The sequence below is a fragment of the Microbacterium yannicii genome (genome assembly GCF_024055635.1).
Lineage (GTDB): Bacteria > Actinomycetota > Actinomycetes > Actinomycetales > Microbacteriaceae > Microbacterium > Microbacterium yannicii.
In genome coordinates, this window is sequence record NZ_JAMXMB010000031.1 from 76,280 (window position 1) to 97,509 (window position 21,230).

Annotated in this window: 19 protein-coding genes; all 19 read right to left on the reverse strand. The window is 67.0% G+C overall.

From position 1 onward, the window contains the following. Positions 1-66 precede the first annotated feature (66 nt). Complete coding sequence (locus NCG93_RS12215) at positions 67-2,130, reverse strand: glycoside hydrolase family 183 protein (protein ID WP_194412361.1); 2,064 nt, start codon at positions 2,128-2,130, stop codon at positions 67-69. 32 nt (positions 2,131-2,162) lie between these two features. Continuing rightward, positions 2,163-3,044, reverse strand: coding sequence for a carbohydrate ABC transporter permease (locus tag NCG93_RS12220; protein WP_194412360.1), 882 nt, complete (start codon positions 3,042-3,044; stop codon positions 2,163-2,165). A 1-nt stretch (position 3,045) separates the two neighbouring features. Next, positions 3,046-4,002, reverse strand: coding sequence for a carbohydrate ABC transporter permease (locus tag NCG93_RS12225; RefSeq protein WP_241741558.1), 957 nt, complete (start codon positions 4,000-4,002; stop codon positions 3,046-3,048). A 72-nt stretch (positions 4,003-4,074) separates the two neighbouring features. Then, the gene (locus NCG93_RS12230; protein WP_241741557.1) at positions 4,075-5,418 is read right to left on the reverse strand and encodes an extracellular solute-binding protein; all 1,344 of its coding nucleotides are present in this window, start codon (positions 5,416-5,418) and stop codon (positions 4,075-4,077) included. Positions 5,419-6,020: 602 nt separating this feature from the next. Further along, complete coding sequence (locus NCG93_RS12235; RefSeq protein WP_194413708.1) at positions 6,021-6,494, reverse strand: heat shock protein transcriptional repressor HspR; 474 nt, start codon at positions 6,492-6,494, stop codon at positions 6,021-6,023. 126 nt (positions 6,495-6,620) lie between these two features. After that, a complete protein-coding gene (locus NCG93_RS12240; protein WP_194412359.1) occupies positions 6,621-7,616 on the reverse strand; it encodes a DnaJ C-terminal domain-containing protein in 996 nt (331 codons plus the stop codon). 14 nt (positions 7,617-7,630) lie between these two features. Then, a complete protein-coding gene (locus NCG93_RS12245) occupies positions 7,631-8,254 on the reverse strand; it encodes a nucleotide exchange factor GrpE (RefSeq protein ID WP_194412358.1) in 624 nt (207 codons plus the stop codon). Positions 8,255-8,256: 2 nt separating this feature from the next. Continuing rightward, positions 8,257-10,149: a molecular chaperone DnaK gene (gene dnaK, locus NCG93_RS12250; RefSeq protein WP_194412357.1), complete on the reverse strand. Its 1,893-nt coding sequence runs from the start codon at positions 10,147-10,149 to the stop codon at positions 8,257-8,259. Between the two features lie 442 nt (positions 10,150-10,591). Next, entirely contained in the window at positions 10,592-11,113 is a 522-nt protein-coding gene (locus NCG93_RS12255) for a YbhB/YbcL family Raf kinase inhibitor-like protein (protein WP_194412356.1), read from the reverse strand. 277 nt (positions 11,114-11,390) lie between these two features. Beyond that, positions 11,391-12,092, reverse strand: coding sequence for a YoaK family protein (locus NCG93_RS12260; protein WP_194412355.1), 702 nt, complete (start codon positions 12,090-12,092; stop codon positions 11,391-11,393). Further along, positions 12,089-13,360, reverse strand: a complete 1,272-nt coding sequence (locus NCG93_RS12265) for a threonine/serine exporter family protein (protein WP_194412354.1) — start codon at positions 13,358-13,360, stop codon at positions 12,089-12,091. Before NCG93_RS12265 ends, NCG93_RS12260 begins: the two co-directional genes overlap by 4 nt. Continuing rightward, positions 13,360-14,775: a class II fumarate hydratase gene (gene fumC / locus NCG93_RS12270; RefSeq protein ID WP_443677191.1), complete on the reverse strand. Its 1,416-nt coding sequence runs from the start codon at positions 14,773-14,775 to the stop codon at positions 13,360-13,362. Before fumC ends, NCG93_RS12265 begins: the two co-directional genes overlap by 1 nt. Before the next feature lie 84 nt (positions 14,776-14,859). Continuing rightward, a complete protein-coding gene (locus tag NCG93_RS12275; protein WP_194412352.1) occupies positions 14,860-15,231 on the reverse strand; it encodes a UBP-type zinc finger domain-containing protein in 372 nt (123 codons plus the stop codon). Positions 15,232-15,330: 99 nt separating this feature from the next. Next, positions 15,331-16,080 (reverse strand): YoaK family protein, encoded by a 750-nt coding sequence (locus NCG93_RS12280; RefSeq protein WP_194412351.1) that lies wholly within the window; start codon positions 16,078-16,080, stop codon positions 15,331-15,333. A gap of 3 nt (positions 16,081-16,083) precedes the next feature. Continuing rightward, positions 16,084-17,124, reverse strand: coding sequence for a cupin domain-containing protein (locus tag NCG93_RS12285; protein ID WP_194412350.1), 1,041 nt, complete (start codon positions 17,122-17,124; stop codon positions 16,084-16,086). Positions 17,125-17,139: 15 nt separating this feature from the next. Next, positions 17,140-17,961 (reverse strand): alpha/beta fold hydrolase, encoded by an 822-nt coding sequence (locus NCG93_RS12290; protein ID WP_194412349.1) that lies wholly within the window; start codon positions 17,959-17,961, stop codon positions 17,140-17,142. 130 nt (positions 17,962-18,091) lie between these two features. Next, positions 18,092-18,532 carry a lipocalin-like domain-containing protein gene (locus tag NCG93_RS12295; RefSeq protein ID WP_194412348.1) on the reverse strand — a complete coding sequence of 147 codons (441 nt, stop codon included), beginning with the start codon at positions 18,530-18,532 and terminating at the stop codon, positions 18,092-18,094. Continuing rightward, positions 18,529-20,193, reverse strand: a complete 1,665-nt coding sequence (locus NCG93_RS12300; protein ID WP_194412347.1) for an MFS transporter — start codon at positions 20,191-20,193, stop codon at positions 18,529-18,531. Before NCG93_RS12300 ends, NCG93_RS12295 begins: the two co-directional genes overlap by 4 nt. Before the next feature lie 13 nt (positions 20,194-20,206). After that, positions 20,207-21,202, reverse strand: coding sequence for an NAD(P)H-quinone oxidoreductase (locus NCG93_RS12305; protein ID WP_194412346.1), 996 nt, complete (start codon positions 21,200-21,202; stop codon positions 20,207-20,209). Positions 21,203-21,230: the final 28 nt, after the last annotated feature.

A 21,230-nucleotide genomic window follows, 5' to 3' on the forward strand; every position in this document is an offset into this window, starting at 1 on the left:
CGGCGGATCGCGCGCGCCGCCCGTCCTGCGGACCGGCGGCGAGCGCGACGGCGCGACGGCGCGACGTCAGGGCTTGCCCGGCTTTCCGGGCTTCCCGGGCTTGTCCGGCTTGCCGGGCTTGTCAGGGAACTCCGGCCGCGGCGGACGCGGGTCGTAGTGGACGGCGGTGAGCGTCAGCGCGCAGCCGTCGCACGAGGTGAGGATCGCACGGTCGCCGCTCGCCGTGGTGGTCACGACGAGCTGCGAGTCGGTGCGCGACGAGTCCCTGCGGACCGTCGCCGCGAACGACAGCTCGAGGGTCTCACCCGCCGGGATGTCACCCAGCCACCGCAGCGTCGAACCGTCGAGCACCGGTGTGCCGATCGACGACGCCAGGGACGCGGCATCCAACGTCGCATCATCCACGAGGCCCGCGAGGTCCACGGCGAGCGCGACGCCCTCGGCCGTCGCGCTGTCGGTCGAAGCGGTCACCGTGTAGGTCACGACGTCGTCACGCACGACCTTCGTTCCGGCCGCGGGCTCGGAGCTCACGAAGACCGAGAGCCCCGGCAGCTGCTCTTCGGCCTTCACGAGCGAGAGGTCGTCGAACTGCACCCACCGGTCGCCGTTCAGGTGCGTGCCGACGAACGCCTGCACTTGTGTGCGGTCGCCGCTGTGGAAGGTCACCGCGAATCGCGTGTAAGCACCGACCGCGTCGAATGTAGTCTCCCCGATGGTCGCTCCGCCGGCGCCGAGCTCACGGACGCCGAGTGCTCCCTGGGCGGGCGTGCCGCCGGTCACAACGAAGCCGGTGAGGGTATAGGTCGTGTTCGGCTCGACCGCGACGTCCTGGTGGACGTCGATCCAGCCGGCGTTGAACCGCATCCAGCCCTGCTTCGTGCCGCCGTGGGCCCACGTGTGGTTGATATCGATGCCGCAGCTGCCCGTGCACGCCCAGGGCGCAGGCATGGAGCCGTCGACGGCGCGCTCGAAACCGGGGTCCTGGATCAGGTTCGGGTTCACGACGGTGCCGTTCTCATCGATCTCGGCGCGCAACAGGTAGGTGTTGTACGGCTCCCACTGGGACAGCGAGAAGTAGAGCTCGCCGTCCTCCGACCACGGATGCATGTAGCCGCCGTAGAGCCCGGGGAAGTCTGCGAAGCTCGCGAGTCGCTGCCGATCGCTCCACGGGCCCTCGGGCGAGGGCGAGGTCCGCAGCACGAGATCGAGGTTCTCGTCGAGATACGTCATGAGCCAGCCGCCGGTGTGCTCGCTGTACTGCACCGACAGCTCGGCGACGTTCGGCGGCACGAAGGCGACGGCGGCGGTGTCGTCGCCGAGAACCCACGTCGACCCGTTCCAGTACGAGTAGGCCGACTTATCGAGCATCGCCGTCTCGGGCACCCGCGCGACGTGCGCAGCGCCGAAGCGGCCGTTGGGTGTGCCGAACATGTAGACATAGCCGTCGTGGCGCTCGAAAGCGACCATCTGGAACGGATGCTGTCCGTCCGGCGTGTTCGTCCACTGCGGGCCGTCCGTCGAGTTCCATGTCTCGCCGTTGTCGTCGGAGTAGGCGATGCGGCTGTAGTTCGTGTCCCAGGCGCCGGGAGCGCCCCACTGCCGCACCGACATGAACGCCAGATACTGCCGGGACCCGACCGCGATGCCCGCGGTGGGGATCGTCGTGATCTCCTGGCCGTTGATCTTCAGCGACGGAATGAGTTCGCCCGCGTGGCCGGGGGCGTCCTCGACCGCCGAATCGAAGGTCATGCCGTCGGAGAGGTCGGCGTCGGAGCTGCGCAGCAGCACGTTCGAGCGCCAGTCGCCGCCGCCGCCGCCCGGTCCAGTCCAGTCGCCGAACGTGTCGCCGAACGCGGTGAGGATCTGGCCTTGGCCGTTGTCCCACATGATGCCGAGATCGGTGCCCGTCACCCGCCAGGCGGTGTCGGTCGCGCTCGTGGACTTGGGACCGGTCATCTTGCCGACGACCACCGCCGGCGAGTGATCGGCGAACGCCGACGCCGCGGCGATCTCGTCCGTCGGCGCCGGTGCCGGGGCTTGCGCCGCCGTCGCGCCGCCCGAGGCGACGAGCCCGATGACCAGCGTGCCGGCAGCGGCGATGACGGCGGTGTTCGTTCGTAGTCGTCGCATCTTCGCGACTCCTTTCCACAGACGCGGTCGGCCTACTTGAGGCCGGCCATCTTGATGTTGCCGATGATCTGGCGCTGGAAGACGAGGAACAGGATGATCACCGGCGCCGCGGCGAGGACCGATCCTGCGATGAGCAGTCCGAGTTCGGTGCTGCGCTCCGAGCGGAAGGTCGCGAGGTACTGCTGCACCACGAACTGGTCGGGCGTGGTGATCGTCATGATCGGCCACACGTAGGAGTTCCAGTACGCGAGGAAGGCGGTGATGCCCATCACCACGAACGGGGGCTTCGACAGTGGCAGGAACAGCTTCGTGAAGATCCGCATCCGCCCGCAGCCGTCCAGCATGGCGGCCTCTTCGAGACTGGACGGGATGCTCAGGTAGAACTGCCGGATGAAGAAGATCATCCCGGCGCTGGCCGCACCGGGGATCACGAGCACCGCCAGGGTGTCGAGCATCTGAAGGTTGGTCACGACGATGAAGCTCGTCAGGAGGATCGTCATGCCGGGGATGAACATCGTGGTGATGACGATCACCCAGAGCGTCCTCTTGAACCGGAAGTCAAGCCGGGCGAAGGCGTACGCGGCGAGCGAGTTGACCGTGAGAGCGAGCAGCGTGAACAGCACGGCGCCGAGGAAGGTCCACAGCATCGTGCGGGTGAACGTGGGATCGGCGAGGATCTGGGCGTAGTTCTCCCAGCGCCACACCTCGGGGAAGAACTGGAAGGGTGTCTCGATCACCTCGGTCTTCGATTTGAAGCCGGCGATCACCATCCAGGCCAGCGGGAACAGCGCGGCGACGACGAAGACGATCCCGACGATCGCCTTGCCGATCGCGTAGAACCACCACGTCAGGTCGCGGTGCGGACGCCGCTGGACGACCGGCGTCGCGACGGCGGCTTGCTGAACGGCGGTCACGTCAGTCCACCAGCCTCTCGGAGTTGACGAAACGGAACACCAGCGCCGACACCGTGCCCAGCACCACGAACAGCAGCAGCGCCGCCGCGATCGAGTAGCCGACGTTGATGTCGTTGCGGAAGTGGTTGAAGATGAACAGGTTCGGCAAGGTGGTCGAGTTGAGCGGCCCGCCGCCCGTCATGACGAGCGGCAGCTCGAACTGCTGGATCGCTGCGACGAACCCGGTGATGAGCAGGTACAGGAAGACGTTCTTCATCTGCGGCAGCGTGATGTACCGCGTCTTCTCCCACCAGTCGGCGCCCTCCATCGCCGCCGCTTCGTAGTACTCGGTCGGGATGTCGATCATCGCCGCCACCATGATCAGCGAGGTGAGGCCGATCCCCAGCCAGATCGCGGGGATCGCGATGGCCAGCAGCGCCCACGCGGGGTCGCCGATCCACGCGATGGGGTCGATGCCGAACCCGCCCAGCATCGCGTTGAGGATGCCGCCCGAGTAGTTGTAGATCAGCACGAAGATGATCGAGGTGATGACCGCCGAGATGATCGTCGGGATGTAAATGCTCACCTTCAGCACACCGGCGAACCAGCGCGACACGCTGACGACGAGGCTCGAGAAGAAGAACGCGAGGATCAGCATCGGCGGCACCGTCATGGCCACGAACACGAAGCCGCGACCGATCGACTCCCAGAACAGCGGGTCGCTCAGGACGTTGGTGTAGTTGCGCCATCCGACGAACTCGGGGTCCTTGTAGAAGCTCCAGTCCTGGAACGAGAGGTATCCGGCGTAGACCGCCGGCCAGACCACGAAGATCCCGAGGAGGACCAGCGCCGGAAGGATGAGCAGATACGCGATCCTTCCGTCGCGGTACCGGAATCTGTTGTGACGGTGCTTGTCGTGCCGGCGACCGGGGAGCACCATCGTCTCCGTCTCGGTCATCATCGTCTGCGTCGCGGTCATTTCCTCACCTCGCTGTGGGCCGGGGCACAGGTCCGGGGGCCGATGGCATCGACCCCCGGATCCGATCCTTCGCTAAGACGTCGGCGCCTTGCTGGGCAAATCATCACGCTGGATCACCGTGTTGATGGCATCCTCCGCCGTCTTGATGGCGTCGTCGGGCGAGGCCGCACCCTTCATCACCGACTCCATCGCGGTGCCGACGGCGAGCGACACGTCCCAGGGGTAGGTGGGTTCGGGGATCGCGCTCGGCACGATGTCGTTCATCACGATCGACGACCACGGTGCGGCCGCGCTGGCCTCGTCGGCCGAGACGGCCTCCTGCACCGACTCGCGCACCGGCACCTTGGTGAACTGCGTGTCCACGAAGAAGGGGACGAGAAGCTCGGGGTCGCCTGCGAGCGCCCACGTGAGGAAGTCGGCCGCCGCCTGCGCGTTCTTGGACTTGGCGTCGATGACCCAGCGGAAGTTGCCGAGCGTCGTCGCACCGCGACCGTCGGCGTCGGCCGAGTTCGGGAACGCGCCGATCCCCGTCTTGGGCAGCACATCCGCGTAGTCCGAGCCGATCTCCGACATCATCCACGACCCCGACACCTTGAAGGCGACCTTCTCCTCGCCGAAGTCCTTGCCTCCGACGTAGACGTCGAGCGCCTGCTGGGCCATGTACCCCTCGTCCCACAGCGTCTTGTAGTTCTCCATGAGCTGCCGGTAGCCGTCGTCGTCGATGTCGGGCGCGGTCCAATCCTCGTTGAGTGCGGTGTGACCGGCGAAGTTGTACTGCTGGCCGACGGACGACCACGCGAAGGTCACGGCGTCGCTCGCCGGCGAGATGCAGTACTGCCCGTCCGCCAGCGTCGGCTTGATCGCCGCGCACATGTCCAACAGCTCATCCCACGTGGTCGGGCCGGTCTCCGGGTCCAGCCCGGCGGCCGACAGCAGGTCCTTGTTCCAGAACAGCACCGTCTGCGGCTCGAGCAGGAGCGGGTACGCGTAGTACTTGCCGTCGAGCTGCGAGATGGGCTGCGCCGGCTCGATGATCTCGTCGAGCTTGTCCTGAGGAACGAGGTCGTTGAGCTCGTGGAGCTGCCCGGCGTTGACCGCGTCGGTGATGCTGGCAGAGAAGGTGTAGATGTCAGGGGCCTTCCCCGCCGCCTGCGCCGACTTCATCTTCTGGTCCCACGCATCGGCAGGCACCTCCGTGTCGACCACCTTGATCTCGTCCTGGGACTCGTTGAACTGCTTGACTATGCCGGCGTACCAGTCGTTCTCGACCGGAGTGAAAGTGCGGTGCCAGAACTGGATCGTCGCCACGCCGTCATCGCTGTTGTCGCCGCCACCGGCGCTGCAGCCGGCGAGCGCCATACCTGCGGTCGCCGCCGCCGCCACGGCCAGCAAGAGCCTGCTGTTTCTCTTGTGCATTCGTCCCTCCTCAGGAACACGACTCTTCGGTGAGTCGCAGCTGTGGCCGGTCAGGGGAGCCCGGTCGGACCGATCGAGCGGTGGCCGCCGGCCTGCGCGGATCGCCGCTGATCTCGTCTCGGGTCAGGCTAGACGAAATCGATTTCACGCGCAACGGGAGCGAGGGTCGATTCTGCAAGAGCATGCCGCCCCCGCCGGCCGCATTCACGGCGTCTGGCGCAGAGCGGTGCGAAATCACGCCCCTGGGGCGTGTTCGGCGACTACTGCCCGCGGTTGTATCGATTTCACAACCGTCCGTGACGGGCTCTCCGCGAGGACCCGGCAGGACCCGCGTGCCCGTTCTCCGCGTGGTGCCACCGCAGTCGCCCGTCGGCGACGTCGCTCCGTGGCCCGACGACATCGGCCAGAGGTCGCCGACCACGCAGTCGATCACCGGCCCGGTTGCGCCGATCGACGTCGGCGCGCGGCCTTCATTTCGGGGGCAGCCAAACCGAAATCGATTTCACCGCGCGTTTCGTTCTGGCCGAGCCTCCGAGGGCGCTTCCGGCGCCATCGCCTGAAGCCGATCCCGCGACCGGCGATCGTAGCGCGGCGCGCCCGCGTCAGTCGTCGGCAGGCTGCTCGCGGTCCTCGCGCGTGGGCGCGATCGGCGTCCGGGGGCGCCACACGACGACCTCCGTCGCGCGTCGCACGCGGGTGCCGTGCCGCAGGGTCACGACGTTGCCGGTGGAGCCGGCGGCGAAGACGCGTGCACCCGGGCGCTTCTCGAGCTCGGCGCGCATACGGTCTTCGAGGTCGCGCACCCGCCCGTGCAGCTCCTGCACGCGATTCTCGAGTTCGAGGATCCTCACGATGGCCGGCAGCCCGATGCCGTCCGACGACATCCGCGCGACCTCGCGAAGCTGCTCGACGTGCCGCAGCGAGTATCGCCGCGAACCCCCCTGTGTGCGGGCCGGCACCACGAGGCCCAGCCGGTCGTACTGGCGGAGGGTCTGCGGGTGCATGCCCGACAGCTCGGCGGCGACGGCGATCGCGAAGATCGGGGCGTCCTCGTCGATGTCGTGCGGCTCAACCATGTCGATCACCCCGATTCCGGTCGTCGAGCGAGCGTGCGAGGCGAGATGTCGCGAACCGACGACGCGCGTCGTCCCGAGGCGTCTCGTCTCGCTCTTTCCTCGCTCGCTCGACGATCGTCATCTCGTCTAGCCCCGCGCCTTCGCCATCATGTCGGCGCGCGGGTTCTCCTTCGGCTCCAGACTCTGGAAGCGTTCGAGCGCCTCGCGCGCGGCGTCGTCGAGGTGCGACGGCACGGCGACCTGGACCTCGGCGAGGAGATCGCCGGTGCCCTTCGACGTCTCGACGCCGCGACCCTTGACCCGCAGCACGCGGCCGGACGGCGTGCCCGGCGCGACGCGCAGCCGAACCGGGTCGCCACCGAGCGTCGGCACCTCGATGGTGGCACCCAGGGCCGCCTCGGTGAACGTCACCGGCACCGTCACGCGGAGGTTGAGCCCGTCGCGGGTGAACACCGGATGCGGCCGCACGGCGACCTGCACGACGATGTCGCCGTTCTCGCCGCCGTCGGGCGAGGGCCGCCCGCGACCGCGCAGCCGGATCTTCTGCCCATCGGACACGCCGGCGGGGATCTTCACCTTGAACGGCTTGCCGTCCTCACCCTGCAGCGTGATCGTCTCGCCCTTGGTGGCGGTCACGAAGTCGATCGTCGTGCGCGCTGTGACGTCCGAACCCCGGGTCGGACCGCCGTAGCCGCGGAAGCCACCCGTCGACTGCCCGAACCGGCCGGAGCCGAAGCCGGCACCCTGCTGCTGGTTGAACATGGCGAAGATGTCGTCGAAGTCCTCGGCGTTCTGGTACCGCGCGCCGCGGCCCTGATTGAACATCGAGAAGACGTCTTCGAAACCGCCGGCTCCGCCCTGGCCGCCCGCGGTGAAACGAGCACCCGAGCCCATCGCACGGATCTGGTCGTACTCCTTGCGCTGCTCCGCATCGGAGAGCACCGAGTACGCCTCGCTGACCTCCTTGAACTTCGCCTCGGCGGCGGCGTCACCCTGATTGGAGTCGGGGTGGTACTTCCGCGCGAGCTTGCGATACGTCTTCTTGAGGTCAGCCTCGCTGACGTCCTTCGAGACGCCGAGCACCGAGTAGAAGTCCTTGTCGAACCAGTCCTGACTGGCCATGGTGCTCCTTCGGGCTAGTCGGCGGGAACCGCGACGACGACCTTCGCCGGACGCAGCTCCACCGAGCCGAGGCGGTAGCCGGTCTCGACGACCTCGAGGATCGTCGGCTCGGTCGCGCCGGGCGTCGGCACCTGGAAGATCGCCTCGTGCTGCTGCGGGTCGAAAGCCTCGCCCGCGGCACCGTAGGTCGACAGGCCCATGCGCTCGGCGACGCCACGCAGCTTCTCGGCGATGGCGGCGAACGGGGAACCCTCTTCGAGGTCGCCGTGCTTCTCCGCGCGGTCCAGGTCGTCCAGCACCGGGAGGAGGCCCTTGGCGACCGCGCCCTGGGCGCGCTCGATCTCGACCTCTCGCTGCTCCTCGGTGCGGCGACGGTAGTTGGCGTACTCCGCCTGCAGCCGCTTGAGGTCGTTCAGCAGCGCCGACTCGAGGTCGGCGAGCACGGCATCCTCTGCCGCGGCGTCGGCGTTCTGCGCCGAGCCGAGGATGTCGTCCACCGTCAGCTCGTCCGCTTCGGCGGCGTCCTCCGAGGGTGCGCCGCCGACGGGACCCTGGCCCTCCTGCGGGTCGGACCCGGAAGCCTGCGCTTCCGGGTCCTCGCCACCGGGGACCTCGTTCTCGAAGTCCTTGTCGGCCATGGTTACTTCGACTCCCCTGAGCTTGCCGAAGGGTTCTCTTCGTCTTCGTCGATGACCTCGGCGTCGACGACGTCCTCGTCGGCGCTCGGCGCACCCTGGGCGTCAGCGGGCTCGCCGGCTGCGGCATCCGGAGCCGACTGCGCAGCCTGACCGGACGCGTAGATCGCCTCGCCGAGCTTGCCCTGGCTCTGGTTGAGCTTGTCGAACGCGGTCTTCACGGCCTCGTCGTCGTCGCCTGCCAGCGCCGTCTTGAGTGCGTCGACGTCGCCCTGGACCTCCGTCTTGACGTCCTCGGGAAGCTTGTCGTCGTTCTCCTTGATGAGCTTCTCGATCGAGTACGACAGCGTCTCGGCCTGGTTGCGCACCTCGGCGGCCTCGCGGCGCTTCTTGTCCTCGGCGGCGTGCTCCTCGGCCTCGCGCACCATGCGCTCGATGTCGTCCTTCGGCAGCGACGAGCCGCCGGTGATCGTCATCGACTGCTCCTTGCCGGTGCCCTTGTCCTTCGCGGAGACGTGGACGATGCCGTTCGCGTCGATGTCGAAGGTCACCTCGACCTGCGGGATGCCGCGCGGTGCCGGCGCGATGCCGGTCAGCTCGAACGTGCCCAGCGGCTTGTTGTCGCGCGTGAACTCGCGCTCGCCCTGGAAGACCTGGATCGCGACCGACGGCTGGTTGTCGTCGGCGGTCGTGAAGGTCTCGCTGCGCTTGGTCGGGATGGCGGTGTTGCGCTCGATGAGCTTCGTCATGATGCCGCCCTTGGTCTCGATGCCGAGGCTCAGGGGGGTCACGTCGATGAGGAGGACGTCCTTGCGCTCGCCCTTGAGGACACCGGCCTGGAGGGCCGCGCCCACGGCGACGACCTCATCGGGGTTCACGCCCTTGTTGGGCTCCTTGCCGGCCTCGCGCTGGACGAGCTCCGACACCGCGGGCATGCGGGTCGAGCCGCCGACGAGCACGACGTGGTCGATGTCGCCGACCTTGATGCCGGCTTCGCGGATGACGTCCTCGAAGGGCTTCTTGGTGCGGTCGAGCAGGTCCTTGGTGAGGTCCTCGAACTTCGCGCGGGTGATGGTCTCCGACAGCGACACCGGGCCCGAGTCGGTGAGCGACAGGTAGGGAAGGTTGACCGAGGTCGAGGTCGAGCTCGACAGCTCCTTCTTCGCCTGCTCTGCGGCCTCCTTGAGGCGCTGCAGCGCGATCTTGTCGCCCGAGACGTCGACACCGGTGGTGTCCTTGAACTGCTTGATGAAGTGGTCGACGAGACGCTGGTCCCAGTCGTCGCCGCCGAGGCGGTTGTCGCCGGCGGTCGAGCGCACCTGGATGGTCGAGAAGTCGTCGTCCTTGCCCACTTCGAGCAGCGAGACGTCGAACGTACCGCCACCGAGGTCGAAGACGAGGATGAGCTCGTCCTCCTTGCCCTTGTCGAGGCCGTAGGCCAGGGCGGCCGCGGTGGGCTCGTTGATGATGCGCAGGACGTTGAGACCCGCGATCTCGCCGGCCTCCTTGGTGGCCTGCCGCTCGGCGTCGTTGAAGTACGCGGGGACCGTGATGACGGCATCCGTCACCGTGTCGCCGAGGTACTGCTCGGCGTCGCGCTTGAGCTTCTGCAGGATGCGCGCGGAGATCTCCTGCGGCGTCCACTTCTTGCCGTCGACGTCGAAGGTCCAGTCGGTGCCCATGTGGCGCTTGACCGACGAGACGGTGCGGTCGACGTTGGTGACGGCCTGGCGCTTGGCAGTCTCGCCGACGAGCACCTCGCCGTCCTTGGTGAATGCGACCACCGACGGGGTGGTGCGGAAGCCCTCGGCGTTCGCGATGACCTTCGGCTCGCCGCCCTCGAGGACGCTCACGACCGAGTTGGTCGTACCGAGGTCGATTCCAACAGCACGTGCCATGTGTATCTCTCCTTCATATGGACGCAGAACGGATGCCGGCGCCCGGGGTTGATGGGAAGTCTGCTCGCGGCTCGACGTGAGGTTGAGTCGCGATGGCTCAACCATACGCCCGGGGCGCGGCATCCGTCAAATCAAACTTGATACGAAGCGGCTCAAGTTAGCTGCTGCCAACTCGTGCGCCAACGGAGTAGTCGAAGGTGCAGTGCAGGTTCCGCGCGAAGATGCCTCCTCCCGTGCGTAGTTGTCCCATAGGTGTCCAGGCGGACACCTTGGTGATCACGCCACGCCGGATCAGTGTCTGGGAAGGCGATCTTCGAGAGTCCTCAGTGCTAGAGGCGTCCGGACATACGGCGCGACGCGACGCGCCTTCGCCCGCTCACGAATCCACCCAGGGGCGAGACGGGCGCCGAGAGTTCCGGCTTCGTCGTCGACTCGGGGATCCCTATACGGTCTGCGTGACTCCGATCAGCTGGGCACGTCCGATGATGTGCGGTCGTAGCCTGAGGCCGATGATCGCGGGTGTTGCATCCGCAGCGACCTCGAGCGTGGCGATGTCCAGAGCGCTCAGGGTATAGACATACCGGTGCGGTCCGGTGCCGGCGGGCGGGGCTGCGCCGATGAAGAGATCGGTACCGTATTCGTTTCGGCGTCGAGCGGCACCCTTGGGAAGCAGCGCGTCATCGGTGCCGGCACCGCTAGTCAGGAATGTCACGTCGCTGGGGATGTCAATGAGCGTCCAGTGCCAGAACCCAGATCCGCTCGGGGCATCGGGGTCGAATACCGTGAGCACGTAGCTCTTGGTGCCGGACGGTGCGCCGTGCCAGTGGAGTTCCGGGGAGCGGTCTTTGCCGCCGGCTGCGGAGCCGCGCACCCAGAGCGGCAAGTCTCCACCGTCGGTGAAGTCTGGGCTGGACAGCGTGAAGGTTGGAACGCTGGGGAGCTTCCAATTGGGGTCGTTGGTCATGTCAGTGCCTTTCGGTGGGTGTTGGTTGTGGTCAGGTGTCGCGGCTGCCTAGGGGAATGATCGATCGACGCCAGGATGCATTTGCGACAGCTCGGATAACGGGGTGATGGGGCTGGCAGCGGCCGGCCTCGGGCCGCCAGGAACAGGGTGGTGGGTCTCGATCAGCGGATGGGGGCGATCGCGGATGATCGGATGGGACGGCGGAGGTCGCGGACCGCACACCACATCCCCTGCCTCGGCGACCGATCTCGCGTGGTGATGGGGGCGGCGAGACGCGCTATCGGATCACGGTTCGAGAACGGGCACGAATGCGCCTCCGAGCAAGTTGCGCGGAGAGCAAGATGACTGCCAATGCCGCGGGGATCAGCGCTGCTTGGTCACTGAACAGCGTCGCTCCCACAGCCCCTATGAGGCACCCGCCGATAAAACCGGCGAGGAGCGGCCAGCTGGCCGTCCACTTGGCGCGGGCCGAGGGTGCTTCGCCGCGGGTGCGGAGGATGTCAGTGGCGGCGACGGTCGCAGCGACGAGGTTGCCGGTCATGACGGCGGTGGACAGTGCCCGCGGGGGAACGATGTGGAGGTAGGCATTCTGCGTTGCCATCGCGCAGACGGCGCAAAGCCCGATAACGATGGCCATGCCCTCTTTGGGGTGAGCAGACGCGTGGGTGGTGAATGAGAGCATGCCGGCAGCTACGAGGAATGCGGCCTGCGCCCCGAAGAGCACCGTTGTGACGTTCGGAGATTGCGCCCCGATGCGTCGTGCGACAACGGTCGCAGCTGCTGTGGTGAGGATGAAGACCGGGATTGCCAAGACCGCGACGATGTCGGGCGGTGTGCCAGTCACAAGGTCGGCGGCGACCACGACGAGGTTTCCGGTGACGTGGGCGGAGAAGAATCCGCCCAGTAGAAGCCAGCTTGTGACGTCGGTGACTCCGGCAATCAGACTGAGCACGGTGGGAAGCAGGATTGCCCGGTTCACGTGCGCGCCTTCTGCCCGAGCTGCCCGTAGAGGTGCATCGGCACGGCGAGCCCGACGGCCATCGCCATGACGATCAGGAGGGCGGTGGTGCCGTCGGATATCCCGCCGAGCAGCTGGTGGTCTGTGCCTCCGAACGGCAGGCTGTCGAGGGCATCGATCGCACGGAAAACGAACACGCCTGGGACAAGCGAGACCACGGCGGCGAAGCCGATGCCGGCGAAGGGGATGTGGAGCCGGTGCGCGATCGGAGCGAGGACGCTCCCGACCAGCAGGCACGCGATAAACGCGCCGACGACGACGTTCATGCCCCATAGGCTCATCGCCCACCAGCGAAGCCCGTGCGCGACGGCGCCGACGATTACGGGCCAGGCGATGAGTCGATAGGGCATTGAGAAGTACACCGGGTAGGAGCCCGCCGCGATCGCTGCGGCGACGACATCCAGCCCGAGGGGCACGGCGCGCCCGGTCGGGTCGGTCGGCAGGTTGGTGCCGAAGAGTGCCAGCGCGATCGCTAGGCCTGTCCCGATCGATAGAAGCAGCAGGGCTGCGTAGCCGAGTCGAGCGAAGCCAAGAGGGATGCGAAGCGCGAGCAGGTCGAGGGCACCGTTGAGGATGTGCGGGCCGGGTACCAGGATCATCGCCGGGCAGACGGCGATCAGCCGCAACGAGGAACTGAGGTCAGCGTGCACCGCTAGTCCCCCGATGATGCCGGCGACGAAGGCGGCGACGAACACCTGGCCGATCGGTCCGATGTGCAGCCGGCTGAGCAGGCGGCGGATTGCGCCACCAAGGGCGGCGCTGCCTGCGGCGAGAAACACTGCCGTGGCATCGTGGGCGCCGAAGATGATCGCCAGGGAGCCGGCGCCTGTCGCGCAGGCGAGGAGGAAAATCCACAGGTTCGCGGGGCGGGCCTCGCGCGCGCTGCTGAGTGCGGCGATGAGGTCTGAGCGGCCCCCCGTATTCTCGCCGAGCATGTCGACTGTTCGCATGAGCACGGCGACGGCGCGCATGGAGATTCCGGTTGGCGCCGCCGGCGCGATCCGCGCAGGCGACGGGTTGGCAACGGCATGGTCGGTGACGGTCACTGCTGTCCACGCCGGAACGAGTTCGAACCCGGTTCCCAGCCCCCGGTTCATCCGTTCCACAGCCGCGAGGGTCACCGCTGTGGATTCTCCCGAGGCTTGCAGCAGGGCTGCGGCTCCGGCGACGAGATCCTGATCGGAATCACTCGTCGCCGGCGCCGCAGCGCGAACAGGTGTTCTGGGCATCAGGCGCCGCCGACGCCGTTTCCGACGAGGGTTGCGGGGACGACGATCTTGTCAAACTGCTCTGCAGTGACCTTGCCGGATGCCAGCGCTGCCTCGCGGAGGGTCTGGTCGTTGGCCAGGGCGCTCTCGGCAATGTGCGCGGCGTTCTGGTAGCCGATCACGGGGCTCAGCGCGGTGACGAGCATCAGACTCTCGCCTACATAGGAGGCGATCTTCTTCTCGTTCAACTCGGTGCCCTTGACCGAGTAGGTGAGGAATTTCTCTACGCCGTCGCCCAGGATTCGGGCTGAGTGTAGGAAGTTGTTGATGATGATGGGGCGCATCGCGTTGAGCTCGAAGTTGCCCTGCGATCCGGCGAACGCAACGGCTGAGTCGTCCCCGAGTACCTGGATGGAGATCATCACGATCGCCTCGCACTGGGTGGGGTTGACTTTGCCCGGCATGATTGACGAGCCCGGTTCGTTGGAGGGCAGCACGAGTTCGGCAAGCCCGGTGCGTGGGCCGGAGGCGAGCCAGCGCATGTCGTTGGCGATCTTCATCAGCGCCACCGCAACCCCGCGAAGGGCGGCATGGGCGCGCACGATGGCGTCCAGTGAGCCCTGCGCCTCGAACTTGTTAGCGGCGGTGACGTACTTCTTACCCGTGAGCTCGGCGATCTTCGCGGCGACCTTCTCCGAGAACCCGGCAGGAGCGTTGAGGCCCGTTCCCACGGCGGTGCCGCCGAGCGCGAGCTGCAGCAGGCCCTCGCGGGAGTGCTCGACCTCGCGGATGACGCCTTCGAGCTGCGCGGCATAGCCCGACCATTCCTGGCCGACGGTGAGCGGCACCGCGTCCTCCAGGTGGGTGCGGCCGATCTTCACAACCCCCATCCACCTTTTCGCCTTCGCGTCGATCTCGGCGTGCAGCTCCCGTAGCCGCGGGAGCAGGCGTTCGTCGATCTCGGTGATCGCGGCGATGTGCATCGCTGACGGGAAGGAGTCGTTGCTGGACTGCGCCATGTTGACGTCGTCGTTCGGGCCGATGGGGTGCTGCGACCCGAGGGTGCCGCCGAGCAGCTGGATGGCGCGGTTGGAGAGCACCTCGTTGATGTTCATGTTGCTCTGCGTTCCCGAGCCGGTCTGCCATACGTACAGCGGGAACTCCTGGTCGAGTTTCCCGGCGATGGTCTCGTCGGCGGCCTGCACGATCACCTTTGCCTTCCAGTCCGGGAGCCGTCCTGCTTCCCGGTTGACCAGGGCGGCGGCCTTCTTGACGATGCCGTAGGCCCGGTAAACCTCGATAGGCATGTGGTCGTTGCCGATAGAGAAGTGCTGCAGCGACCGTTGCGTCTGGGCTCCCCAGTACCGGTCGGCGGGAACGTCGACGGTGCCCATGCTGTCGAACTCGGTGCGCTCCCCGGTCGCGTCGATCCCCACGGGGACGTCGGCGTAGACGGCGGGAGCGCTCTGGTCGATGGTGGTGCTCATGGTGGAACCTCCAATGTGGTGGGTGGTGGTGGGTCAGACGAGGCCTTCGCGCTCCTCCAGGAGCGCTCTCCAGTTCCGGGGCAGACGGTCTGCCGGTCCAGGAACGGACTGCGTATGAGGGTGGCTCTCAGGTGGGGCTAGGCGTGGGCCGTCGGTGTAGTCGTTGGTGCGGTAGTCCCAGAACCAGTCCTCGCCCGGCTCGAAGCTGTGAATCACGGCGTGCCCGGTCGCGGCGGCGTGCTTCGTGGCGTGTTGGTTCAGGGATTCGTCGCAGCAGCCGATGTGGCCGCATTTCGCGCACCGTCGCAGATGCACCCACCAGCTGCTCTCGCGGTCGCAGTCGACGCACCCCGTGCCGCTTGGTGGCGCGGTTGCGTCGATATCCGGATGGGAGTTGTCGTTCACGGGAGACCTTCTTCTGGGGGTGGCGGGCTCGTGCGGCCCTAGAGGCGAGGAATCGGATTCCGTGGAGGAGGGTCGGGAGCAGATAGCGGCGGGGGTGATTCATCTTCGGGCCGCTCCGTTCGGCGCACCGGCCGGCAGATGTTGTGATCCACGGCGGGCGGGGGACCTGCTGGGCGTGATGGTCCTCCCGGTGAGGACGGCCGCGACGATGGCGGGAAGGATGGGAAGCGCTGCGCCGTAGAGCGTGTCGGCGCGCATGAGGACGGCACCGCTGAGCGCCCCCAGCAAAAGTGCGGCGATGACGGCGAGGCGTATGCCGACGGGTTGAGGCTTCCGATCAGCGGCATCGGCCATGAGGCTGGTAATGGTGCCGGTGACGTATGTGGTGGTGACGCCGGAAGCCCCTTCGATGCGCTTGGCGACGGCGGTCTGACATGCCATCGCGATCGTGGACAGGGCAATCAGAGCGACCACGGCGACCGTCGACGCGGCACCCGGATGCACGGCCCAGGTTCCGAAGATTGCCGCCTGCGCGATGGCGGCGAGCACGAGCAGGATGACCGTCCTTTCTGTGGGGTTATCGGAGGACATGAATCGCAGTGCGAGGAACAGGGTGGCGGCGAAGACGACGACGGCGGTGATGATTCCGGCGATGGTGGAGCCGTAGCCGGGCCGGTCGACGAGACCGCTGAGAACGACGTTGCCGGTCATGTTCGCTGTGAAGACGCCGCTGAGCTGGAGGAAAGCGAACGCGTCGGTGGCTCCCGCCGCGAAGGCGAGCACCACGGCGACCAGAGCTGTCCGGCTTGATCGTCGCGCCGGCGTCATCGCGGCGGGAGGGGTTGTCATCGGTCAGGCGATCGGGTCGCGGGCGTTGTTCCGCGACACGATGAGCGGGTCGATGGGGGTGAACGGGAACTGCGGCAGGTCGCGTTCGGGCACCTGGAACGTCGCGGCGAGCACCTCGCGGGAGAAGGCGGTGGCGGTAGCGCGGTAGCCGACGTCGCCGGGCACGAACTGGTCGAAGAAGATCAGGAACTCGATCCCCTCCTCGCTGAGCGCTTCGATGTGGTGCGGGTAGGCGCGTGGCACGAAGTAGGCCTGTCCGGGGTTGAGCTCGTAGGTGTCGACGGTGCCGTCCGGGTCAAGGATCGTCATGCGGGCGTGACCGCTTTTGACGTACCCGAGCTCGGCGGTGATTGGGTGCCAGTGCGGTTCCCGCATGCCACCGCCGCCGATGTTCAGGGAGTACATCGACAGGTCTTCCAGTGCCGCCCAGAACTGCTTGCGGGCCAGCTTGGCGTGACCGTAGGGGTAGGCCAGCGGTGCGATCTGCCCCTCGGCGTCGAAGAGGTGGGCGTTGGGCAGCCCAACGTTGTCGGGGATGCTCGCGCTGCCGGTGCGGCGGATGATTTGCGGTGCGTCACCGCGCGGGAAACCGTCGAACGCGGAGGCTGGCTGGTCGTAGGTGTTGCCGAGAACGGCGTTGCTCATCACGTTGACGCTGTTCTGGAAGGAGAAATGCTGTGGGTCGCCGGTGCGCAGCGCCGCGATGATCTCGGCCGTCTCCTCTCCCACGTTCTCAATGTGGTAGACCGCACCGGAGGCGACGTGGTACATCTGCCCGGTCTTGACGAGGAAGGTGGCGAACTCATCGCCGGTGGCGAGCATGGACACCAGCACGGTGCCCTTGGTGACGTAGGCGATCTGGTTCGAGTTGACGTTCCACTGTGGCTCGCGGAACGCTCCCGGCTCGAGCACGATCCGCTTGAGGGTCATGCCGTCGAGGATCGGGAAGTTGCCGGTGCTGAGTTGAGCGACCAAGCCGAGGTCGCTTTCGAAGGCGGGTGCGGCCTCGACGAGAGAGGCGACGTGGCGGGATGGGGTACTCATGACGGTTCTCGGTCGTCACTTCGCGATGAACGCGAGGATGTCCTGGTCGAGTTCGTCCTGGTAGGCGCCCCAGATGCCGTGAGAGGCGCCGGGGTAGACCTTGAGGGTGCCGTGCTTGACGAGTTCAATCGATTTCCTCGCCGCAGCGGCGATCGGCACGATCTGATCGTCGTCGCCTTGGGCGATGAAGATGGGTACGTCGATGGCTTTGAGGTCGTCGGCCTGATCGGTCTCAGAGAACGCCTTCACGCAGTCATACGCGGCGATGAGGTTCACGAGCATCCCCTGGCGCCAGAAGTCCTCCTTGAGTCCTTCGCTGACGTCAACGCCCGGCCGGTTGCCGCCGTAGAACGGCACGGCGAGATCGAGCCAGAACTGAGAGCGGTCTGCGAGCACGTTGGCGCGGATGCCGTCGAGATCCTCGATCGGGGTGCCCTCGGGGTTCGACTCGGACTTGAGCATGATCGGCGGCACGGCCCCGGCGGTCACGACCTTTGCCACGCGGCCCTTTCCGAACTGCGCGGCATAACGCACGACTTCTCCGCCGCCGGTGGAGTGACCGATCACGACGACGTCGTGAAGGTCGAGGTGCTCGATCAGCTCGGCGAGGTTCTTGGCGTAGGTGGTCATGTCATGACCGGTCGCGACCTTCGACGAGCGACCGTGGCCGCGGCGGTCGTGAGCGATCACGCGGTAGCCGGCGTCGTAGAAGCGCTTGATCTCGACCTGCCAGGCGTCGGAGGACAGCGGCCAGCCGTGGCTGAGGACGATGGGCTGGCCCGTTCCCTGGTCGGTGTAGAAGATCTCGGCACCGTCGGTCGTGGTGAAGTACGGCATGGTGTTCCTTTCGATGGGGTTGGTGCTGCGTTGCGTTGCGATGCGAGCGAGGGCTGCAGTCGACCGGCGCTGAGGCTGCGGGTGCCCGGGTGGTGCTCGCGCGGGCGCGGCGTGAAGGCGAGGGTCTTGGCTAGAGCCGAGCCCAGGTCAGCTCGACGTGGAAGGTGCGCCCGTCGGCGGTGGTCGCAGGGGGCGTCGAGCCGTGAAGCATGTTGCCGTCGACTGTGAAGTGCCGTGCTTGGTTGCCGCCCTGCCATCCGGGAAACAGAGCGATGTCGATGTGGTGGGTGACGGTGTTGGTCTCGGGGTCGAGAGTGAATGGTCCGCCGTAGGCGATGAAGTCGCGCGCCATGGCGGTGACCTCCGCGTCGCTCGCGCTACGCAGGTCGGGTGCGCCTCCTGCAGGGCGCCGCATGCTGCCGAGGACTGCGGTCACGATGCCGTTGGGGCTGTAACTGAGGTAGCCGCTGGCTTCGGGGCCGAACTGTGGTCGGGACTCGCCGTCGCTGAATATCTCGTCTGCGCTGACAAATCTCCAGGCGCCGATGAGGTCGTTGATGGTGGTTGTCATGCCGGTTTCTCCTGCTTCTTGTGCTGTCGCCGGTGTGTTGAGTTGGCGGGGCGGGGGGTTTGGGCGTGATCGATCTGAACAAGGTGGTGGACGGCGATCGAGTCGGCGTGCTCACTGGCTGCGCGGATTGTCTCGTCGTCGTATTGAGTGGGACGAGTGGCGTGTTGCTGCAGGTGCTCCTGCCAGCTGCCGACGCTGAAGACTTCGACGACGTCCTGCGGATTTTCACGGTCCTGGTAGAGGGCCCATGTGCGCGCGCCGGTGCGCCGCCTGCTGCGCTCAACGAGTGTGATCTGGTCCAGGAACGCTGGTCTGTTGGCCGCGGTCACGTCGTACCAGACGAGGACGAGCGTCTGCCGTTCGATATCGATGTCGGCGCCTTGGTCCTCCGCGAGAGGTAACGGTGCGGTCGGCCGCTTCTTTTCGGCTGTGGACAATAGTGGCCAGGCCAGTTGTGTTGCGGCGACGACGATGACCAGGACACCCGCGCCTGCGGCCGTGGGGACGGTGCCGATCCACAGGGCGATGACCCCGCTGACCGCAGCGCCGACCGCCAAGGAGCCGAACAGCACCATCTGGTAGATCGATAGGCCTCGCGCCCGCACCCACACGGGAAGGAAGGCTTCAACTGCGCCGTTGAGTGTGGCGACGACTCCGATCCATGCCGCGCCGACAACCGCGAGGACCGGCAACGTCACGGCGATGACCGGAGAGAGCGCCACAGCGAGAGTTCCTGCACCGAACACCGCGGAGGAGATGAACACGGTGCGGTTGGGGCCGATACGGTCGCGGACGACCGGAGCGAGGAAGGCGGCGGCGACCGACCCCACGCCAAGCCCCGCAAGGAGCACGCCGTACCCGGCAGAACCCAGCCCCAGCTGATCTGTCGCGATCAGGGGCAGCAGAGCGTAAAGGACGCTGCCGGGAACGACGAACGACCCGAGCCGCACATAGATCCGGCGAACTACGCCTGAGTGAGCGACATAGCGCACGCCTGCACGGGTTGCATCGAGAAATCGTTCCGGCTCGTGGGGGTCCGGGCGATAGGTGCGCCAGCCGATGAGGACCAGCAGAAACACCGCGAACGATACAAGGTTGAGGGCGAACACGAAGGCAACGCCGAGGCGAAACAGGAGCAGCCCGGCGATGGCTGGCCCGATGGCGCGGGCCAGGTTCACCGAGATCGCGCTGAGGGATGCCGCGTTCGGGATCATCCGGGTCGGGACGATCTCGGCGGAGATCGCCCCGTAAGCCGGCAGTTGCACAGCTGATGCGGCGCCGAGGAGCAGTGTCAGCACCAGCAATAGGTACGGGGTCATTTCGCCGGCTGCGGTCAAGGCGACCAGCCCGGCGCTGATGAGCACCTGCGCACTTTGTACCCAGATCAGCAGGCGGCGGCGGTTGAGGAGCTCACCGAGAACTCCGGCAGGGATTCCGAGCAGGAGCACGGGCGCGGCTGACGCGGTCTGCACGAGCGCGATGAGCAGCGGAGAACTGTTCTGCTCGACCATGAACCACTGCGCGCCGACGGTCTGCATCCAGCTGCCGATGTTGCTCACCAGGGCCGCGATCCAGAGCGCGCGGAAGATCGGCACCGTCAACGGCGCGAGCGCCCGAACAGGATCGGTGCGGGCGCTGGTGCCGGCCGCGATGTTAGTCATGGCTTCTGTCCTCTCACCACGGCTGGTGGCGGCTTGTCTCGAGGACGACCTTGCCGACCGTCCGGCCCGACTCGAGCAGCTCATGAGCGACTGACGCTTCAGCCAGCGGAAAGACGGTGTCGACGATCGCACGGATCTTGCCGGCCTCGACCAGAGGGAGCACATCACGGGTGACGCCGGCGACAATGGCCGCTTTCTGGCGAGCGGGCCGGCCCCGCAGGAGCGTGGCTGAGATGCTGGCGCGTCGCGATTGCAGGTCCCACAGATCGAAAGTGACCGGGCCCACCGAGCCCCCGATGATCACCAGGTGCCCGTCGTCAGCGAGGCACTCCATGTTGCGGCGCAGATAGGTGGTGCCGACGATGTCGAGAATCGCGTCAACGCCGCGGCCGTCGGTGGCGTCTAGAGTCGCGGCGACGAAGTCGTCGGTGCGGTAATTCACCGCTTCCATGGCACCCAAGTCCCGCGCGGCCTGAGTCTTAGCGCCGCTGCCGGCGGTGGTGATCACGCGGGCACCGATCGCGTCGGCCCATTGGATCGCGAACGATCCGATGCCCCCGCCGGCGCCGTGGATAAGGACGGACTGCCCGGCAGTGAGGCCGGCGATCATGGCGAGGTTCGAGTAGACGGTGCAGGCGACCTCCGGCAGCGCTGCTGCTTCGATCATCGTCAATCCGGTCGGGATCGGCATCACTTGCGCCGCCGGCGCGATCGCCTCTGTGGCGTAACCGCCCCCAGCGACGAGAGCGCAGACCTGGTCACCGAGCCGCCAGGAAGTGACCTCACCGCCTACCGCGGTGATGATCCCGGCAACCTCCAGCCCCAAGCCCGGCGGCGCGTTAGGCGGGACCGGGTAGTGACCTCGCCGTTCGAGAAGATCAGCGTTGTTCACGCCCGCCGCCGCAACTTCAATGCGCACATCGTGCGGTCCCGGCGCTGGCCGGTCGACTTGCACCAGGTGCAGGACGTCGGGTGGGCCCGGGTGAGCGAAACGGATCGCGGAGGACATCGAGATGCTGGTCCCTTCTAGCGCCGCC